Origin of the sequence: Pelosinus fermentans JBW45 (assembly GCF_000271665.2) — a bacterium.
GTDB classification, from domain to species: Bacteria; Bacillota; Negativicutes; order DSM-13327; family DSM-13327; genus Pelosinus; species Pelosinus baikalensis.
This window is the reverse complement of record NZ_CP010978.1, coordinates 4,143,218-4,164,584: the sequence shown is the minus strand read 5'-3', so window position 1 is coordinate 4,164,584 and position 21,367 is coordinate 4,143,218. Positions and strand designations below refer to the sequence as shown.

Here is a 21,367-nt window from a genome sequence, read left to right as displayed (position 1 = left end):
GTAAATAGTGGCTTTTTCTATATTCCTCCACCGTAAACATTGCATAGGTTATAGTCAAAAAATTGCTAGGAGTGAAGTTATTTCGTTAGTTGAACGTTTCACTTGAGGGCTTCATATTATACATAAATATAAAGCTATGGCGGTTGAGGAGGATAAGAAGGTGGATGGTATGGCTTACGAAAGAATGCCTTTGATAGGAGATACATTTCCTAAAATGATAGTAAAGACTACCCAGGGAGACATTAAACTACCTGGAGATTATTCAGGAAAATGGCTAATGCTCTTTAGTCATCCTGGTGATTTTACACCCGTTTGCACCACTGAATTTGTAGCATTTGAAACAAGACGGGAAGATTTCTGTAAGTTAAATACGGAGCTAATGGGATTATCCATCGATCAAGTGTTTGCGCATTTAAAATGGATTGAGTGGATATATGATAATTTACAAGTTGAAATTCAATTTCCAATTATCGCTGATGATCAGGGGAATGTTGCCAAGCGATTGGGTATGATTCATCCTAATAAGGGAACAAATACTGTTAGAGCTGTATTCATTATAGACAATAAAGGAATCATTAGAGCCATTTTGTATTATCCTCAAGAAGTTGGACGAAATATAAGCGAAATCTTGAGATTGATACATGCACTCCAGGTAACGAGTAACTATCAAGTGGCGACTCCAGCGAATTGGCCTCAGAATAATTTGATCGGCAGTAATGTTATTATACCTCCAGCAAATACAGAAAAAATCGCCAAAGAAAGGTTAGAAGAAGATGAATATGGCGAAATAAGTTGTTTTGATTGGTGGTTCTGTCATTATAATTTAAACTCAAAAAATCAAGTAAAATGTCCGAACGATAGATATTCTGCCCATAAGAAGAGGTATTAATTAAATTTCACTTTTTCGCGAGAGACTTCCGATGTGGAGCTTTAGGGAAGCCGTCTCCTGGGTTTGATCCCTTGCTCTAACAATTCCTTATCTAATCTTGCATAGGTAATGTTTCTATACTCTTCGAATGAAACTTCGCTAACTATTTCAGTGATATGACCTACCAGGGAAAGATTATATATAGCATCTTCCTTTTGGTTCTTGATCATCACATATTGTTTCCCATCCATATCCGTGATCAATTTAAGTGTAATATCAATGTTCTCCGTTTCCTCACCCCAAATTGTGTCTTTCGTTGTTCTGTAGGTTCTATACATTTACATTGTCCTCTCCTTGCAGAAATTCGAGTCTTGCCCGTCGTAAATGGAACGAACTGATACCAATTTATATCCCCCCATCTTCATTCTGTAGGAGGTTTCTTCTATCCGCTGATGCGGATAGAAGAAACCAGCATACAGTTTGTTTCAGGGGAAATTAAAAAAACGCATGCGAGGTCTTTTCAACCTACACATGCGCTTTGCTTCGTTTTGATTGCATGCAGACGCTAAGCTTCTGCCAAAAACTACAATGCTACTATACCCAACGTACTATCTCCCTTGTTTTCAAGGGAAAATCACGGTATAATAAATTGTCGTCGTAGACAGCTAGCTGTTACGTGTAGGTGCCAGAACACCTGCTCGTGCCTGGGAGTGTACCACCACTCTCAGGACACGGCGACTTTTTTAATTTCCACCTATTCCTAATTATATTACATTTCTTAGGGATTGCAAGTAAAAGTAAAGTGAAAAATGAGTTCTTATTTCAAAAATTATATTTTTTCAAAAGGACGATGGGGACGATGTAATCACATTTAAAATGATTGGCTTTATTAGTTGGTCTTCCTATTAATTGTGTCATAACATAGGATATAGGGAAAGTCACTATTTACTTTTACAGATAAATAGTGGCTTTCCCTATTAGTTAGGATTTAAGGTGGGGCGGGGTCTTAGGTGAAGAAAGGCGTTAGTTATGTAAATGATCGTACGTTAGGGGCAGATTATTATTTAAGCCTTTTGAAAAAAGAAGCTGATGAATATCCAGCCCTGTCGTCCGGAACGCAGCAGCGCAGCCTTGGAGATAAAGACTCCACATTCGGACAAACTGGTCGTCAAATTTCTCTTTGACGGTATCGATGTGGTCGGAAAAATTATGATACCAGCAGTCAAGAGTCTTGGCATAATGCATGCGGAGACTTTCCCCATGGAGAAGATGGAAATCGTATTCCGGCAGCTGCCATATGACTTCACGCAAGGAAGGGACATAGCCGCCGGGGAATATGAATTTCTTGATCCATGAATTTTCCGGTTTGTTCTCAGTGGTATCGGTGATTGTGTGAAGCAGCGACAAACCTCCTGGCGTCAGCAGGCTGGATACTTTCTCAAGATAGTTAGGGATGTTCTTTTTACCTACATGTTCAAACATGCCGACGCTGACGATTTTATCGAAACAGTACGTTTTCTCGTCCAGGTCAAGATAATTTAACAGTTTTACGGTTATTTGATCGGTTAGGTTTAAACTGGCAATACGCTGCTGGCTTTTTTGGAATTGTTCTTCGCTCAAGGTTATACCTACAGCTTTGACACCATAGGTTTGCACGGCTTTAATGATGAGCCAGCCCCAGCCGCAGCCTATGTCGAGTAAGGTTTCGCCCGGTTTTAGATTCAACTTCTTCAAGATATAGTCGATTTTTTGCAACTGAGCTTGTTCCAGGGTATCGTGTGGATGTTTGAAGTAGGCGCAGGAATAGCTCATCGTTTTATCAAGCCATAAAGAGAAGAAATCATTACCAAGATCATAATGATGTTGAATATTCTGTTTGGCTTGAAATCGACTGGTTAGCCCACTCATTGCTTGAACAGTCTTTGTTAAGACACTGTTTTTTGCGAAAACCTGGGGATTGGCATCGAGTAGCCGGAGGAAATCTTCCAGTTTCCCCTCATAATCAAGATCTCCGCTCATATAGGCTTCACCCATAGCAAGGACAGGGTCATTGGCGAAATTGAATGGTGGCACCGTTTTAAAAATGAGCTTGGTTTTCCCTCTTGACTGACCATAGGCAATTTCTTCGCCATCCCAGTAGCGGACACCAAGGCTGCCGTGATCAATTTTTTCAAAGATGGTATTTAGAATTTGTTTTTCCAAAAGCGATGTTCCTTTAAGCTTCATAAGAAAATCACCAACCATTTAGCTTTCTTTTCATTTTCTTCCTTTTAAAAAGGAATGTCAAATATTGGAGAGGCACAAAATTTCGGAGAATCACGGCTTCCTTCCTGAAAAATGCTGATAAATGACTCACTACGGGAGCAGAATGGAGAATTAGGGCCAGACTTGATTAGTAACATCAGCAAAGCAGAAAATCTTTGCTGATGTTTATTTTTGCAATCAGAAATGAGGTAAAAATTAAGTTTATATTACTTTTTTAAAGGGGTTAATTAACTATTATCGAATAAATAGAAATAAATGGAGAATTTAGGTGACAAAAGTAGATACAGACATCTTTTGAGTAAGGGGGGAATTAAGTATATGGTGTAATCATGCTTAAATAGTGCGAATCTTGCGACAGTAGAAAGGGGGGGCGTCTTGAAAAAAAAGATAGAAATGCTGATTAAATGGTTGAAAGATAAGTTTGCACGAAAATTTCTGTATTCGTTTAAATCTACTATTCTCAGTTTTTATATACCGATCATTATCTTCTTTATCTTTATTACAGGGATGACATCATATTTATTGGCTGCATCGCAGATTGAGGAAAATGCGTACCATAATATTAAAACCATTGTTTTTCAAACAGGAAATTATCTTGATAATCGGTTTGCTGATGCGCTGCAGCAATTGAATGCAGTGTCGAATGAACCTGATCTTCTTACTGTTATGAATAAAGAACCTGAGGATATTAGTCCTGAAGATTATTTGAAGGTACAATCTCATGTTAATGGGATTCGATCGGTTAATGGAACTCTGATTGACTCGATTTACATCAATTTCCATAATGGCAAGTTTGTTTTTTTTAGAGGTGATGATTCCAGTTCCATGCTCAAATTTATTTATAAGCAATATCGTAAGAGATATACAGACAATCCGTATGATATATATTGGCAGAATTCCCGCTCGGAAGACATACAACGTGGAGAAAATCCGAGTAGAGTTATCAGTATGTTCAAACTTTTTGGACGGGAAAATGCAAAGATTAATGGAATTATTTTATTTAATTTGCGGTATGATTTTTTTGAGAGAGTTTTCAGCAAATCATTACTTAGTAAAAGTGGATATTTAATATTAGTGAATCAGGAAGATGCAATGACTTTTAAAAAAATTGACGAAAAATATCAGATGAATAACGAGGTAATAAAAAAATTACAGGAAATCAAGGAGAAAGAAGGAAGGCTTGAATTTAAAACCCCTAAAGGCAAGACAATGGTTGTTATCTATGATACTCTGCAGACCAATCAATGGAAGCTTGCGGCTGTATTTACACAGGAAGAAATTTTGGATCGAGTTAAGTATATAAAATATATTACGTTGTCGCTGATTGTTTTATTAATTATTGTTGCTGTATTTTTGACAAATGTGTTGGCTATTTATATCACAAAACCGATTTCAGTTCTGACGGATAGTATGAAGCGCATACAGGGGGAGAATATAAATTTTGTTACTGATACTCATCCATTGAATGAGATGGGAGTTTTAAATCAGGGAGTAAAAGATTTGGTAGAGCGAGTAAAAGATTTGCTGGAGCAGATTAACATCGATCAGGAAACAAAGAGGCAGTTGGAATTTTCGGTAATACAGACACAAATTCATCCACACTTTTTGTATAACACATTGTATTCCATTAAGGGATTATGTGATATGGGATTGAATGAAGACGCCAGTGCGATGATTACAGCTTTAGCAAATTTTTTCCGCATAAGTATTAGCTGTGGCAAGGAAATTATCAGTGTTGAAGAGGAGTTTTCTCATATACGTAATTATTTATTTATTCAAGAGATGCGCTATGGTGATGCCTTTTCTTATGAAATTAATGTGAAACCTGAGATTTTATCCTATAGTATTGTGAAATTAACACTGCAGCCACTGGTGGAAAATGCAATTTATCATGGCGTAAAGCAAAAGAGGGGAATTGGCTGGATTAAGGTAAGCGGCTATGAACGGGATGGGGTCTTATGTTTTGAAGTGCAGGATAACGGACTTGGAATGAGCCGGGAGAGGCTGCAAGAAGTCCGGAGCAGCCTGGATAATAGAGACCAAGGGCTTGAGAAGCTTGGTCTGGGTGTGCGTAGTGTTCATGAACGACTCCAACTTCATTATGGAAAGGAAGCTGGATTGCAGATTGCAAGTGAGTTGCATGAAGGAACGGTAATAAAAGTTATCATTCCGATGAAACAATTGGAGGACAGGCGAAATGCATAGAATTTTAATTATTGATGACGACCGAATTATTCGCAAGGGGCTGGCTAAGACAATACCTTGGGAGGAGTATGGGTTTCAGCTTGGAGGAGAGGCGGCTGATGGGGAACAGGGGCTCAAACTAATTGAAGAATTTCATCCTCATATTGTAATATCTGATATTAGGATGCCATTTATGGATGGTCTGGATATGGCACGTATTGTTAAGGAACGATATCCGATGATTAAGTTAATTCTTCTTACAGGATATAATGACTTTATATATGCACAACAAGCGATACAAATAAGAGCTTTTGATTATTTGCTTAAGCCGGTAGATAAGGAAATACTACTAGAAAAAGTAAGAAAAGCAGCTGGAGAATGGGATGTCGAGAATAGGGCACAACAAAAAATAAGTGAAGCAAAGCCTTTTTTTAGAAAAGCATTTTTAAAAAATTTGACGGAATGTAAAGAAAATAATAAAGAAGAGTTAATACAGGAAGCAAGGTCATTAGGTATTGAATTAACAGGTCAAACTTTTATTGTTTTTTTAGTCAAGATTGATGAGTATTATAAGGAACTAGTGGGGACAGTAGAGCAGCCTATTGAAAAAAGAGAAGCCTTAAGGTACTGTATTTTCAATATTTGTGAAGAGTTACTATTTGCTGAGGGAAAAGGAGGCGTCGTTGAATTAGAAAAGGATGAACTGATTCTAATTTATTCTAGCAATGAAACCTGCGAAAAAGCAGAAGAAAATGCAAGGGCTTTAGCAGAGCAGATTAAAAATACGGTAGAAGAATATTTAGAAACAACAGTGACGATTGCTCTTGGGGGAGCGTATCATGGAATCTCTAATATTGAATCATCTTATGGGGAGGCACGGTCTGTATTTAGTTATCGCCACTTTATTGGTAAAAATAGAGTTTTCTCCATGTTGGATGTTGGTGGAAGATCGTCAAGTTATGATAAGAGTGTAAAGATCAGTGGGCAAGAAATTGAACTTGTAGATAAAGTAAAGCTTGGTTTGGTGCAAGATGCTTTGCATTTTGTCGATGATTTGGAAAGTAAGATGATGCAGCAAAGTCATATATCACTGTATTATGTTCGCCTCCTTGCAGTACAGTTAATTATATCTCTATTTCGAGGTGCGGCTGAGTGGGCACAAGAATGGGAAAAAACGCAGCAGGGAAATGTATCTATTTACTACAGTCGAATTAATGAAATGCAAACCATTCAGGAAATTACGAACTTGATCAAGTTTGTGGCATGTGATCTTGCTCAATTTATGACAACGCAGCGTGAGAGTCACAGGAGTGGGGTAATAGGAGAAGCCGCAAAGTATATTGAAGAACATTACGAAAAGCAGGGATTATCATTACAGGAAGTAGCTAAGCATGTGCACATGAACCCGGTTTATTTGAGCACACTGTTTAAGCAGGAAAGAAACATTACCTTTTCAGATTTTTTATTACAGCTAAGAATGAAAAAAGCGATGGAACTTTTGAGAAGCAATAACATGAAAACCTATGAAGTAGCAGATGTAGTGGGATATAGCAGCCCGGAGTATTTTAGTGTCTGTTTTAAAAAATATACGGGCGTTCCACCTATTGAATTTAAAAATAAGTTATAAATTTAAGGCAAAAGGCACCTTACGATTTGCGTAAAGTGCCTTTTTGTCTACGATTTTTTATCAAATTATTCGGATTAGAAGAATAATTCCATTTGAGCATATGTCATATGTTTATTGTCCGTACCGGCAATATCATTCCCATTTACAGCTTTACCGGCAATGTAGAAAGCTTGAAATTTAGTATTTTTAATGAAGGTATAATCTAATCCAACTTCCACACCTTTAATATTGTTCATACGAGCTGCTTTAGCATTATCATGACGGAAACCAGTGGTCACGTCACTGCGGTCAAAGCCATCTTCGGCATATCTGTAGCCGACCCAAGAACCCCAGGTGCCAACTTTGCTTTTATCCGCTTTGCCGTAATCTAGTTTAATTTCATAGCCTACAGGCTTATCGTTTGTAGTAGCCACCTTACTGCTAAGAGTACCAGCAGCGTCAGTTCCCATAATTTTAGTAGCTCTGTTTTTAGCGTATTCAGCGCTTAATGTTATGTTTTTAATTCCGCTATATTTAAAGCCGATACCTATTGTGTCATAGCTACCACCTGTTATGCCCCTATCTTCGACAGGATTCTTTAACCATTGAGCAGCCATAGTGAAGTCGGGAGAGAAAGAGTATTTCAACTGAGACAATTTGTACCAGGTATTAACCTGCTTGAAGGCAGAAGTTGATTTAGTAGTATAAGTAGGATTGCCATTTTTATCAAGAACAGGATTGCCACTTGAATCAACAACAGCAGTAGTAGTATAAGTAGTAGTACTATTAGTACCGCCATGTTTCATAGCATACATGTCTAAAGTTAATTTATTGCCGATAGTAACGCCTGCGCCGTCCCAGTTATCTTTATCCCAGCCGGTATAGGCATTGAAGGTTTTAAAATTGCCGCGGCCTGCCAATACATGCATTCCGGCAACGTCGCCTTCTACATAAGCACGGGCCAGGACATTCAGGTTGTCACTGCCGCTGCCACCATATTTAGCGGCTTGCGATTCATAGCGGGCAGATACTTTCCAGTTATCATCCAAAGGAGCGCTCATATTCAAGCGGAACCGCTCTTGGCCATTTTTCCGTTTGTCAGAATTAGCATCGCTAAAACCTGAAACGCCATCACCAGCATAATCGTAGCGGATGCGTAATTCACCACCAATTGTAATTTTGCCAAGAGCGTTAACTTTCTTTTCTAAAGTTTTTACACGAACCCCCAAATTGTTGAGTTCGTTAGCATATTCTGCAGAAAGTTTGTCAATCGCAGCTTTATCAGCAGCATCTGCTTTGTCGACATGGGTCATTGCTTTGGCAACCAATGAAGCCATTTCATAACGAGTGATAGCGCGATCACCGCGGAAATCGCCATCGTTATAGCCATCAATAAGGCCTGCTTTTACTAGTTGTGTCACGGCAGGATATGCCCAATGATTGGACGGGACTGTTGTAAACGGATTTTCCGTTCCGGTTGCCGCAAATGCTGTACCTGCAACACTACAGCCAAACATTACAGCAAGTGCCAGAGTTAAACTTTTTTTCATGTTTTTCTCCTCCTAGTTTTTTTATATAGTAGGGGAATCAAATAGAGTATATTGAGTTGCACATGTTCCCTCAACGGTTCTATCCTATCCCTATATCTATTACCATCATTAGAACGGTCTGGCAAAATCCAGTATGCACCTCCAATGCCGACAGTCCCGATGGTCAAAGACCCTGAATAAGTAAATTTTTGTATTTTATTTCAAAAAATGTCTACTTTTACTTTAAACAAATAAGAAGATTTTGACAATTTAATATATTAAGATTATTCTTCACTTTCTTAAGTTTAATAGCGTCCCATTTTTAATATAAATGACATAGAGTTAGGAAGCAGGCGCATCTTGTAAAGCTATTTTTCCATCTGGTAAATTGGTAGTGAGGTGCCAGAGGCTGCCTAGAATAACAGAATCACCAGCCATGACTGGTGATTCCTTTTTTTATATGACAAAAGTAGCTGTAGAAGAAATATTGCTTAAGATTTTAAATAATTATCTGAAGAAATTAAATTTACAGAAAATTGATTGTTGTTTATACTGCAATAAGTCAAGCCTGAATATTTAAAAGGAGAGGATTTGTTATGAAACAAAATCGATGACCAATAAAAACTTAGTGAATGATAGTTATCATTAGCTATTAGAAGCGTTGGACCGTTTTGAAAATGCCAAGTAGTCAAGTGAGGAGAAGCATATTAGGAGGTAGTTACTACATGAAGAGAGCAAATCGGTTATCGTTGGTATTGATAGTTTTGCTAGTGATCTGTCAAGTGTACGGTTTGGGAGGGGATATGGCAAAAGCATCTGCAGCCACTGTACTGCCACCGCAAAACTTGAGAGTTCCTGCCCTAGCATATGATGAGAAAAGCATTGTGTTAGTATGGGAAAAGCCCGAGAATTACTCGAACATTGTAAACTACAATGTTTATATGAACGGTAAGTTGGTAGGCAATGCGAATGAAAGCAATCATTCCCTGGCAAAAACAAACATTGATAACTTCTATAGAGATGCTAGTAATAGCGCTGCACAAAAAATAACAATGCATAATTACACTGCTACTAATCTTAAGGCGAATACAGTCTATACTTTTACAGTCAGGGCAGTTGATAAAGATGGAAAAGAATCACCCGACAGTATTCGCGTGAAGCAATCCACAACAGCGATTCCTAAAATATTTAATATCGTTGACTATGGAGCAGTTGGGGATGGCGTTACATCAAATACAAAGGCCATTCAAGCAGCAATTGACGCCTGTACTCCAGGCGGAAAAGTGTTGATACCTGCTGGAATATTTAAGACAGGAGCTATTTGGCTCAAAGGTGATATGACGTTTGAAATTGGTAAAGATTCAACTCTCTTGGCTACAGAAAACGCTGATGAGTATCCTTATCACTATTTGTTATATGATTATTCTACAGACGAGCGTTTTTACTCACTGATCAATGCCCATACCTATGACTATGGCAGTATCAAGAATATTCGAATTGTGGGCGAAGGCACAATTGATGGCAATGGCTGGATACAAGACGGCTTTGACAAAGAAGACTCTTCATTACCCGTATATCTTCCAGCTAAAAATAGCAGCAAAGATAACGTTCTTGATCCTAATCATGCTCTTAATATCGGTATACTGGCAAAAACCAGTATTGAAAAAGCAATGGCAATGAATAAGATGAACTTTAAAGCCGTTTATCCTAGAAGACCAAGTATGATTACGCTAAGAGGTGTTACGAATGTGTACTATGGTGGTTTTACCGCAGTCAATCCTGCCAACCACACTTTGATCAACTTAAATTGCAATAATGTAACAGTAAATGGTGTAATTATGAAGACTTATGATGCTAATAATGGCGATGGAATTGAATTTGCTCATGGAAATGGTTTGACTGTATTTAATACTTTCTTTGATACAGGTGATGACTGCATGAATTTTGCAGCGGGGCAAGGGGCTGCTGGTCAAAAGGAAGAATCGACTAAAAATGCTTGGATTTTTAACAATTATTTTAGACAAGGACATGGAGCTATTGTAACAGGAAGTCATACAGCTGCATGGACAGAGAATATATTGGCAGAAGATAATGTTATTAATCATACTGATACAGGTCTTCGCAGCAAAACCAATAACGCTACTGGCGGTGGTGCCAGAAACATCTTGTTCAGGGATAATGCGCTGAAAGATATTAAACTGCAAGCATTCATCTTTACGTCAGCTTATTCTGATCCAAATGCAGTAGTCGAATTTGAACCTGCTTCCGCACCAGGGCGGTTCAAGGATATGACTATTCAAAATTGCACGGTAGACACCACTGGTGCTCCTGCCATTGAAGTAGCAGGAGTAAGTAACGGGTTTCATGAAAATATTAATTTTGAAAATGTGAAATTCTATAATGTAAAACCTACTAAAATTGACTATATGAAGAATAGCTCTTTTAGCAAAGTCACATTTGACAATAAGACGTCCAATCCATGGGTTATTACCAATTCGATAGGACTTTCATTTGATAAGGATACTACAGCAACGCCAGTAACAGCTGACGCGTCGATTGGCCCAGTCTGGTCAGATAAGAGTACATTATTGGCTGATGCTATTGAGGAAAACAATGTAACGCTGAAGTGGACTGGAGCAAAAGATAATGTGGCGGTGGCTCAATATCGGATATGGAATGAAAATTCCATCGTAGCTACAGTTCCAGGGAATGCATCAATCCATAAGGTTACAGGCCTGGCACCAGCTCTATCCTATGATTTTAAGGTAGAGGCGGCCGATGCAACAGGAAATTGGACAGTCAGCGGACCAAGCTTGAAAGTAGTAACAAAAGGTGTGAAGGACAATGTGCCCCCTGTAATGCCTGAAGGAAAAGAAATTGTAAAATCCGTTAAAGTAGGTACGACATGGGTGAATATCGCATGGAAACCTGCGACAGATTTGTATGGTATAAAACAGTATGCCATCTATGAAAAAGACAAGCTGGTAGCTGTTGTTGCTGGCAATACAAGTGCTTATAATGTTACAGGGCTCGTGCCTGGAACAAAGTATCTTTTCAATGTGAAGGCAGTAGACGCTTCTGGGAATGAAATTGTATATGGCTTAAGGTTAGACGTGACTACGAAACCGGGGTATGACACTGGGGCACCAAAGTGGCTGGCAAATAGTAAAATAACCAGTAGTAACGTAACGAATATAAGTGTGACCCTTAATTGGCCCATGGCTGTAGATGATAAACAAATTGTTGGTTATAGAATATTTCAAGATGGAAAACCGATAAAAAACGATACAGAGTTTACTCTAATAAATACGGCGTATACCGTTGAGGGCAACACGTTCACTGTGATAGGGCTCGCACCCAATACCACTTACACCTTTAAAGTGGAAGCTGGTGATACTGCAGGAAAATGGACTGGAACTGGTCCAAGTATACGTGTAACTACGAAAAAGTAGTAAGTTAAAGATGAGTCAGTAATAATAACAAACCGTCCTGGACCATTGAAAGTTCAAGGGTTCAGGACGGTTTTTCATTAGTGTAGTGGAAGAGTAAATAAGAATTACAAATAACAATGCATCAGTTTAAGGTATAAAAAATAATCCAATCTTGGAGGTAGCTATTATGAATTATGGACAGCAAATTCCGGGTCATGAAGCAGAAACAGAGCAAGGGTGGGGGCAAATTCAGCGCATCCTAGGTCAAATTATTCCTCCCACTTTTCCTCGTCGTGATTTTGTAGTAACAGATTTTGGTGCAGTCGGGGACGGAATAATGGATTGTACAGATGCTTTTCGCAGAGTAATGATGGCAGCTAATACGGCTGGTGGAGGGCGGGTGGTGGTTCCTGCGGGGATTTACCTTACGGGGCCTATCCATTTTAAGAGCAATGTCAATTTGTATGTGTCTAAAGAGGCTACCGTTAAATTCAGCCAAGATCTAGAAAAATATTTGCCCATGGTGCTGAATCGGTTTGAGGGAGTGGAACTGTACAATTATTCTCCTTTAATCTATTCCTATGGTGCCGTAAATATTGCCATTACTGGGGAGGGGATACTTGATGGTAACGGTGATAATGAGCATTGGTGGCCATGGAAGGGGTTAACCCAGTATGGTTGGCAAGAAGGGCAGGCGCATCAGGCTGAGGATCGTGATGTGCTGTTTGCTATGGCAGAGCAGAATGTACCTGTAGAAGAAAGAAAATTTGGCAGTGGACACTATTTGCGTCCAAGCTTTATACAGTTTTATAATAGTAAAAATATCTTAATTGAAGGTATTACAGTAAAGGACTCTCCCATGTGGCAGATTTCTCCCGTGCTTTGTGAAAACATTACGATCGATAAGGTGAAAATCGTGGGACATGGTCCTAATACTGACGGTTTTAATCCAGACTCTTGTAAGAATATCTTGATTAAAAATTGCTATTTTAATAATGGAGATGATTGTATTGCCATTAAATCAGGCAGAAATGGTGATGGCAGGCGAATCAACATTCCCTGTGAAAACATTGTGATCCAGAATAATTATATGAAGGACGGACACGGTGGCATAACCATCGGCAGTGAAATATCGGGAAGTGTTCGCAACGTTTTTGCTGATCATAATGTGATGGATAGTCCCAATTTAGATCGTGCATTACGATTTAAAACTAATTCTGTACGTGGCGGCATCATCGAAAATATTTACTTTAAAAATACGACTGTAAAAAGTATTGGCGAAGAAATTTTCATAGTCGATATGGATTATGAAGAAGGAGATGCTGGGGAATATACACCTATTGTGCGCAATATCTTTGTTGAAAACTTAGAGAGTTACGGCGGAAAAACCGGAATTTTGATGAGTGCATATGATCGCACCCCCATTAGCAATGTACAATTCACGAATTGCATATTGCACAATGTAGAAACCCCTTTTGTCTTGAAAAATGTTGAAGGATTAGTATTTAAAAATGTCAGTATTAATGGGAAATATTATGATGACGTATAAAATAGCTTATGATAAGAGTGCAAGCCACACTGGTTTGCACTCTTATTATAAGCTGCAATAAATATATTAAAATAGTTAATAGTTATCTTAATATATCAAATTCTTGGAAAATTGTTTTTATTCTATAATGAAGGAAATGAAGCTAAAAGAATGAAGGTGAGCAAATAACTATGCAATTACAAGAAAAAGTTAAGGCACTAAAAAATCAGGTAAAAAGGAGGCAGTCTTCGCAACAAGAGAATACGTTTGATTATGAAAAGTGGCTTCCCTATCTTTTCATCTCGCCTGCGTTGGTGTTTATTGCAGGATTCTTATTTTATCCACTGGGTAATGTCTTTTATTACAGTTTGCAGAATTATAATGCCAATACACCGTTCTATAACGGCTTTGCAGGTTTGGATAATTTTGTACGCATTTTGACCCAAGATCCTCAGTTTTATGCCAGCTTGTGGATTTCATTCAAATGGGTAGTTTCACAAGTTTCATTACAGGTATTCTTTGGAATGAGCATTGCACTGCTGTTAAATCAAAAGTTTAAATTTCGTACTTTTTTCAGAGCAGCTGCTTTTACACCGTGGGCTATTTCCGGTGTACTGACTTCTGTTATGTGGTCATTAATGTACAATGAACACATGGGTGTTGTTAATGATTTGTTATTAAAAGTTGGATTTATTGAACAGAGACAGGCATGGGTAGCAGATCTTGCTACCGTTTTCCCGGCAGTTGTCGTTGCAGAACTTTGGAGAGGCATTCCTTTTTTTGCCATCACATTGCTATCTGCTTTGCAGAGTATTCCCGAAGAACTTTATGAGGCAGCCAAGGTTGACGGGGCAGGACGCATAAAAACATTTTTATATGTGACCTTACCCCAACTGAAGAACACGCTTATATTGACAACATTATTGCGCTGCGTCTGGGAGTATAATAACGTTGATTTAATTTTCAACTTAACAGGAGGGGGACCAGCACATCATACAACTACGTTGACTATGTATGTTGCTGAATTGGCAATTCGCGAAAATAATTTTGGGTATGGTTCAGCGATAACGGTCATATCCTTTGCTATTTTGCTCGTATTTGTAGTTACCTATTTGAAAATTAGTCGTATGGAAAGAGGTGCCGAAGTATGATGAAAATCAGCCTCCAAAAGGAACGATTTTTTACATTGTATTTTCCATTATTGATTACCATGACATTCATCATGTTTCCTTTTTACTGGACCGTGAATACAGCTCTCAAGAATGAGGGGGATATTGTCAAAACACCATTGGAGTATATTCCAAGCCAGATTACCTTTGATAATTTCATAAATGCCTGGAATAATATTGGTTTTGCATTGTTTTTTAAGAATAGCTTGTTTCTAGCTGGTTGTACTGTTATATCTGTAGTTTTTTTTGCTACTTTGGTAGGATATGCTTTAAGTCGATATCGTTTTAAAGGGAAAAAAGCCTTTTTGCTTCTGTTGTTGTGTACTCAGTTTGTTCCTGGGGCGATGCTCATTATTCCCTTGTTCATTATCTTCAAGAATTTAGGGTTAATCAGTAATCCACTATCCCTCATTATTGCTTATACTACTTTCCAAATACCGTTTAATTCTATACTTATGAATGGGTTTATCTCTAATGTGCCAGTGCAGCTTGAAGAGGCGGCAATGGTAGATGGCTGCAGCCGTCTGCAGGCCATTCGCCATGTTATCTTTCCCTTATTGTTACCAGGAATCGTAGCGACGGGCGTATTTACTTTTATCTATGCCTGGAATGAATTCTTATTCGCCTTTATGCTTACGAACAAGGCGGCAAATTTTACACTTTCGGTTGGGCTAAGCTACATGATGGGAGAATTCAACATTAATTATGGTGCTCTTGCAGCTGGCAGTGTAATTGCATTAGTCCCTGCAATTATCATGTTTGCTTATGCACAGAGGTATCTAGTTAATGGTTTGGGAGGTGCTGTAAAAGGATAATTTTCGATGTGAAAGAATTTAGTCAGTTGACAATAAGCTACAAAACGAGAAGGAGTGATACTCGCTATGTTCAAAAAAGGAACAAAGGTGTTAATGGTCGCCTGTTTATTGAGTTCGCTGGTGCTGCTATTCGGATGTGGGCAGAAGCAGGCGGCTACTGGGCAGCCTGCAGGAGAAAAGGTCAATATTGTATTCTGGGATGAAAATGCAGGGCCAGATCGTACTCCCTACTATGAAGTATTAATTAAGAAATTTGAAGCACAGAATCCCAATATCCATGTTGAGTATGTTGGTCTTCCTAAGAAGTCAGCAAAACAAAAAATTGATACTGCCATTGCTGCCAATGATCTTCCGGATGTATCTGGTGTGCAAACGAGTTGGATCGCTGATTTTACGGCACGAAAAGTATTATTGGAAATGGACCCGTTGTTTGATAAATGGAGTGAGAAAGACGAGATTTCCCCGTCTATTATCCAGTCAAATCGTGATATGGTATTGGATAAAAAACTATACCAATTGCCTAATACGATGAATATGGAGATTTTATGGTATAGACCTGACTGGTTTAAAGAAGCTGGCGTGCAAGTTCCTGAAAATTGGGATCAATTTTTTACTGCTGTAGAAAAAATGACAGATAAAGACAAAAATCGTTATGGTTTTACCATTCGTGGCGGTGATGGTGCATCTTTTCAATTGCAGCGAATGATGTTTGCTTACTCTGGTTTTACTGAATATTTTGATGCAAATGGTAAGTGCCTCATTAATGATCCGAAACATGTTGAGTTTCTTAAAAAATACTTAGCGCTTTATAAGACCTTTACACCGAAAAGCGATGTGACGAATGGTTATAAAGAAATGATTGCTGCTTTTGATACGGGTGCTGTTGCCATGGTGCAGCATAATATTGGATCCTACTCAGAACATAAGAAATCTATGAAGCCAGAACAATATGCTCCATTAGGTTTACCTAAAACGGCAAATGGACTGTTCATGCAAGAAGGCGGAAATACCAATGGCTACGGCATTTTCAAAACAACGAAGCATCCAGAAGAAGCATGGAAATTTGTAAGTTTCTTGTGTTCACAAGAAAGCCAGAGCTATTGGAACCAAAGCATTGGACAGATTCCTACCAATACAGAATCTTTGAAAGAACCTTGGGCAAAAGAATTACCTCATATGCAGCTTGCGTTACAAATGCTTTCTGATCCTAACTTTAGAATCTATCAACCACCAATGCAATTACCTGACTATCGTTCAATCCTGGATCAAACAGTCGACCCTGGTATTCAGGCTGTAATGACTGGAAAGAAATCAGCAGAAGATTTTCTGAATGAATGGGCAGCTGCTTTTGAAAAATCAAAACAAAAATATGATGCATATGTAGCTGGTAAACAATAGGGGATATAGTTGTTGCTGGTTGTAGTAAAGAGCTTTAAGGAGGCGTAACCTTAATGATCGGAAAAGAATATCCAGCAGAAAAGAAAATGACAGTTGATGAGAAAACCGGTAAAGTCGTTTGGCAGCTTACAGCTGGAGAAAGTAATAATTATCATTTTTACTTTACAGATAATTCCTTCACTATGGAGAAGCGTGAAATTTATTTTATGTCGGATCGTGCCTCGCGAATTCCAGAAGTATATAATCTTTTTAGAATGGACTTGGAAACAGGAGCTATCTGTCAGCTGACAGATGAAAAAGCAGGAATTATGCCAAGTGGTCATACGAAGACTCCGGATAGTGAATTTGTTATTTACGTAACAGGTAATAAAATTAAAAAGTTAGATACAACAACGCTGAAATCCACTGACATTTTCGAAGAGGAGACTGGTATTCAATTAGGACATCCGTCTATTTCCCCAAACAAGAAAGTTATTGGACTTGCCCGGAATGAAGACCCTGGATTATACAGAGGCGGTAATTACAAAGGTTTTAAAGAGCAAATGTACGCTGTAAAGCGCGGGTGGATTACTCTGGTGGATTTGGATAGTACAAAAGCTGCAAATATATATGAAGACACTCATTGGTTAGGTCACTTTCAATTTGCACCTCATGATAGCTCAATAGCCATGTTCTGTCATGAAGGTCCGTGGAATCTTGTACATCAAAGAATTTGGCTGCTTGATATTATAAATCGTACTGTTATTCCATGTTTTCGTCAGGCAGAGGATGATTGCGTTGGTCATGAATTTTGGACAAATGACGGAAAAATTTTCTTTGATAATCGAAGAAAGGGGCATGATGGGACAATTACGTCAGATAAAAAACAAGCAATTATTAATTATCCTGAGTTTGGACAAATACCGTATATTGGAATGGCAGATAGAAATGGTGAGGTGATAAAGAGCATTCCTATGCCGTACTACTGCAATCACTATCATGCCACTAATGACAATATGCTGCTTATTGGTGATCAAATGGATGATTTGGTATTAATCAGTCTGCAGGATGATAAGGCGCAACTGAAGACATTGTGTACCCATCATACATCATGGTATATGCAGCAGTCACATTGTCACCCGACCTTTAGCTGGGATAACCAACAGATCTTGTTTACCTCTGACCGAAGTGGAAAGTGTAATCTGTATATGGTTGAACAGGAGAATGGAAAATGGCTGTAATAGCAAGATGGCAGGCTAATTGATGAACTAACTGATGAGTACCAAGAGAAGAGAAAAGAAGAGTCTTAAAGTGACTTGCTCATCGGATAAATACTACAGGAAAGGTAGAGTGGAAATAATGGCGGGTGTGAAACTGCAAAATATATATAAAAGATATGGTGATACAACAGTTGTTCAAGATGTAAATTTGGAAATCAAGGATAAAGAATTCATCGTCTTAGTTGGACCTTCTGGCTGCGGTAAATCAACAACACTGCGTATGATTGCGGGGTTGGAAGAAATTTCTGATGGGGATATGTATATTGGAGATAAAAGGCTGAATAATATGCCGCCTAAAGATCGTGATATCGCCATGGTTTTTCAAAACTACGCCTTATATCCTCATATGGATGTATATGAAAATATGGCATTTGGTTTGAAAATGCGTAAATTTGCAAAACCAGAAATTGATAAACGCGTACATGAAGCTGCAAATATTTTAAATTTAGAATCTTTATTGAAGAGAAAACCGAAGGATTTATCTGGCGGTCAGCGGCAGCGTGTGGCTTTAGGAAGGGCAATTGTTCGAGAACCACAAGTATTTTTGATGGATGAGCCCCTATCTAATCTAGATGCTAAACTTCGTGTGCAAATGCGTACGGAAATTAGTAAATTACAAAAGAGGCTGCAGACTACAACCGTTTATGTAACTCATGATCAAACAGAAGCAATGACAATGGGAGATCGGCTTGTGGTTATGAAAGATGGGATTATTCAGCAAATTGCAACACCTGATGAGATATATAATGCTCCTGTGAATATGTTTGTCGCTGGATTTATTGGTTCTCCAGCAATGAATTTTATTAACGGCAATTTGCAAGCCCAAGGAAATAAAGTGATATTTACTGCTTGTGGTGTTGAATGGAAACTCACTAATGACCAGGCAAAAAAAGTATCGAATTTGAACTATGTTGGCAAAGAAGTGATTATAGGAATACGCCCGGAAGATATCCGTAATGAGGGTGTCTCCACTGAGTCCCAGAAGGAAAATATCTATAAGACTTGCATTGAAGTGCAGGAAAATACAGGGGCAGAAGTATATTTGCACTGCACTGGTGTTGCTGATACAATGCTCACCTTGCGGAGCGATTGCAGTATAAAGATGCAATGCGGAGAGAAGGTTACATTAAGCATGGATATGGAGAAGGCTCATCTTTTTGATAAGAGTACCCAGCAAAATATAATGCTTTGTAAGTAGTTTGAGATCTCTCGATATCCAAATATCTCTTCTTAAATTAAGAAAGTGCACAATGATTGCAAAGTAACACGGCAGTCCTTGTGTACTTTTTATATTGCTTTATTCCTTAGCTTCCTTTCATTTGCTGCGAAGTAGTGTCAAAAACTTATTAAAATAGCAAATAATTATCTTAATATATCAAATTCTTGAAAAAATGATTTTATTTTATAATGGAGTAAAGCTTCTGTGGTAAAGAAACCGTAAGAAAATAAGCGTTTGTTACATGTGATTGGCAGAGGGAGGGTGATGATCATCGATAAAATGAAAGCTTGGAAAAACCTTTGTAAAGCAAAAGATATAGTCGCGATATTAAACAGAAAGCACTTTCAGGCGACCTACGTGGAAAATTTAGAGGAAGCCAAAAAAAAGGTCCTTGGAATGCTGGAAGAAGGTGCAAGTGTTGCCATTGGTGGATCAACAACCTTAAGCGAGATGGGATTGGTTGAGATTCTGAGAGATGGCAATTATAAATTTTTTGACAGATATCAGGATCTTCCTTTTGATCCTGACATAGTGGATATTCATAGAAAGTCTCTTACAGCAGATTTTTTGTTGACAGGCACTAATGCGATTACTAAAAAAGGTGAGTTAGTGAACACAGATTGTACTGGCAATCGTGTTGCTCCAATGATTTTTGGTCCTAAGAACGTCATCATAGTAGCAGGGGTTAATAAAATAGTAGATTGCTTAGAGGATGCATTTCAGAGAATACGGGAAATAGCACCGATGAACTCTAAAAGAATAAAACATGAAACACCCTGTACAGAGACTGGATTTTGTGTGGACTGTGATTGTAAAAAAAGAATATGTAATTTTACAACAATTATTCATAATGGGATCAAGTTTGAAGGCAGAATTAAAATCGTAATTATAGCCGAGGAAATTGGATATTAACAGGAACATGATGTAACCGGAAAATCGGAAAATAAGAGGTGGAAAAATGAAAAAATATGCACAATGGATGGCAGATTCAGTAATCGCAAGAAAGATAAATTTGACGGATCACTGGGGATATGAATATGGTTTAACTTTAGATGGTATCGCAAAGGTTTGGCAGCAAACAGGAGATAGCAAGTATCTTGATTTCATCATAGAAACTATGGATCACTTTATACAAGAAGATGGAACGATCACTGGATACAGATTAAAGGAATACAATATAGATCATTTAAATAATGGAAAAATCTTACTAACCTTGTATAAAGCAACTGGTAATGAAAAGTATAAGCTCGCACTACAGTCACTAAGAAAACAAATAGAAACTCATCCCCGTACTAGTGAAGGTGTTTTTTGGCATAAACAAATCTACCCCCATCAAATATGGCTGGATGGATTGTATATGGGGGCAACCTTTTATGCTGCATATATAAAGAAATTTGGCAATCCAGCAGAATTTGATGATGTTGCAAATCAGTTCATAATAACAGAAAAAAATCTAAAGGATGAAAAAACAGGTCTTTTATATCACGCTTGGGATGAAGCGAAAGAACAATTCTGGGCAGATAAGAAAACGGGTTTATCACCACATTTTTGGGTACGGGCTATGGGATGGTATGTGATGGCTTTGGCTGATACATTAGAAGTTTTTCCAGAAGACAATAAAAATAGGGAAAAGCTAGTGGTCATATTTAATGATTGTATACATGCCTTGTTACAGGTACAAGACCAGAAAAGCCATGTATGGTATCAAGTTTTAGATGGGGGAGAGGGAAAAGGCAACTATTTAGAATCCTCAGGATCATCTATGATTGTGTATGCATTATTGAAAGGCGTAAGAAAAGGATACCTGCCAGCAAGTTTGAAGGAAAATGCTGAACAAGCTTACCAGGGATTGGTGGATGAATTTATTTTAGAGACCAAGGAAGGGCTGATCAATTTAAATAAGGTTTGCTATGTGGCAGGACTAGGGGGAAAAGACAAGCGCGATGGGACGTTTACCTATTATATAAGTGAGCCAATCGTCAGCAATGAGCCAAAAGGGTTAGGATCATTTATCTTAGCTTCTGGGGAAGCAGAGCTGCAACGGCGGTAGAAGCAGGGTATTGCAAAAACCGGCATCATCATGAAAATGATTGCCG

The 21,367-nt window shown here is 38.3% G+C and carries 15 protein-coding genes; 12 read left to right on the top strand and 3 right to left on the bottom strand.

Annotated features, from left to right (window positions below; all coding sequences use genetic code 11):
* Positions 1-169 precede the first annotated feature (169 nt).
* A complete protein-coding gene (locus tag JBW_RS18400) occupies positions 170-889 on the top strand; it encodes a peroxiredoxin (protein ID WP_007960447.1) in 720 nt (239 codons plus the stop codon).
* Positions 890-930: 41 nt separating this feature from the next.
* Here JBW_RS18400 and JBW_RS18395 read toward each other — a convergent pair whose 3' ends face one another.
* The gene (locus tag JBW_RS18395; RefSeq protein ID WP_007960448.1) at positions 931-1,206 is read right to left on the bottom strand and encodes a hypothetical protein; all 276 of its coding nucleotides are present in this window, start codon (positions 1,204-1,206) and stop codon (positions 931-933) included.
* Positions 1,207-1,891: 685 nt separating this feature from the next.
* A complete protein-coding gene (locus JBW_RS18390) occupies positions 1,892-3,112 on the bottom strand; it encodes an SAM-dependent methyltransferase (RefSeq protein WP_007960449.1) in 1,221 nt (406 codons plus the stop codon).
* Positions 3,113-3,508: 396 nt separating this feature from the next.
* Here JBW_RS18390 and JBW_RS18385 point away from each other — a divergent pair, with 396 nt between their 5' ends.
* Positions 3,509-5,338, top strand: coding sequence for a sensor histidine kinase (locus tag JBW_RS18385; protein ID WP_007960450.1), 1,830 nt, complete (start codon positions 3,509-3,511; stop codon positions 5,336-5,338).
* Entirely contained in the window at positions 5,331-6,944 is a 1,614-nt protein-coding gene (locus tag JBW_RS18380) for a response regulator (RefSeq protein WP_007960453.1), read from the top strand. Before JBW_RS18385 ends, JBW_RS18380 begins: the two co-directional genes overlap by 8 nt.
* A gap of 74 nt (positions 6,945-7,018) precedes the next feature.
* Here the strand turns inward: JBW_RS18380 and JBW_RS18375 are convergent, their stop codons facing one another.
* A complete protein-coding gene (locus tag JBW_RS18375; RefSeq protein ID WP_007960455.1) occupies positions 7,019-8,473 on the bottom strand; it encodes a putative porin in 1,455 nt (484 codons plus the stop codon).
* A gap of 704 nt (positions 8,474-9,177) precedes the next feature.
* On the opposite strand from JBW_RS18375, the gene JBW_RS24185 reads away from it, so the two are divergent.
* The 9 genes from JBW_RS24185 to JBW_RS18330 all read left to right on the top strand — a co-directional run bounded on the left by JBW_RS24185 (position 9,178) and on the right by JBW_RS18330 (position 21,321).
* Positions 9,178-11,904 (top strand): fibronectin type III domain-containing protein, encoded by a 2,727-nt coding sequence (locus tag JBW_RS24185; RefSeq protein WP_007960466.1) that lies wholly within the window; start codon positions 9,178-9,180, stop codon positions 11,902-11,904.
* A 166-nt stretch (positions 11,905-12,070) separates the two neighbouring features.
* The gene (locus JBW_RS18365; protein WP_007960468.1) at positions 12,071-13,432 is read left to right on the top strand and encodes a glycoside hydrolase family 28 protein; all 1,362 of its coding nucleotides are present in this window, start codon (positions 12,071-12,073) and stop codon (positions 13,430-13,432) included.
* A gap of 170 nt (positions 13,433-13,602) precedes the next feature.
* The gene (locus tag JBW_RS18360) at positions 13,603-14,562 is read left to right on the top strand and encodes a carbohydrate ABC transporter permease (RefSeq protein ID WP_007960469.1); all 960 of its coding nucleotides are present in this window, start codon (positions 13,603-13,605) and stop codon (positions 14,560-14,562) included.
* A complete protein-coding gene (locus JBW_RS18355) occupies positions 14,559-15,395 on the top strand; it encodes a carbohydrate ABC transporter permease (protein ID WP_007960472.1) in 837 nt (278 codons plus the stop codon). Before JBW_RS18360 ends, JBW_RS18355 begins: the two co-directional genes overlap by 4 nt.
* A gap of 66 nt (positions 15,396-15,461) precedes the next feature.
* Complete coding sequence (locus tag JBW_RS18350; RefSeq protein WP_007960475.1) at positions 15,462-16,793, top strand: ABC transporter substrate-binding protein; 1,332 nt, start codon at positions 15,462-15,464, stop codon at positions 16,791-16,793.
* Positions 16,794-16,846: 53 nt separating this feature from the next.
* Entirely contained in the window at positions 16,847-18,013 is a 1,167-nt protein-coding gene (locus JBW_RS18345; protein ID WP_007960477.1) for an oligogalacturonate lyase family protein, read from the top strand.
* 118 nt (positions 18,014-18,131) lie between these two features.
* Positions 18,132-19,250 carry an ABC transporter ATP-binding protein gene (locus tag JBW_RS18340; protein WP_007960478.1) on the top strand — a complete coding sequence of 373 codons (1,119 nt, stop codon included), beginning with the start codon at positions 18,132-18,134 and terminating at the stop codon, positions 19,248-19,250.
* Between the two features lie 285 nt (positions 19,251-19,535).
* Positions 19,536-20,183, top strand: a complete 648-nt coding sequence (locus JBW_RS18335; protein ID WP_007960480.1) for a lactate utilization protein — start codon at positions 19,536-19,538, stop codon at positions 20,181-20,183.
* Positions 20,184-20,229: 46 nt separating this feature from the next.
* Positions 20,230-21,321 (top strand): glycoside hydrolase family 88/105 protein, encoded by a 1,092-nt coding sequence (locus JBW_RS18330; protein WP_007960482.1) that lies wholly within the window; start codon positions 20,230-20,232, stop codon positions 21,319-21,321.
* Positions 21,322-21,367 lie beyond the last annotated feature (46 nt).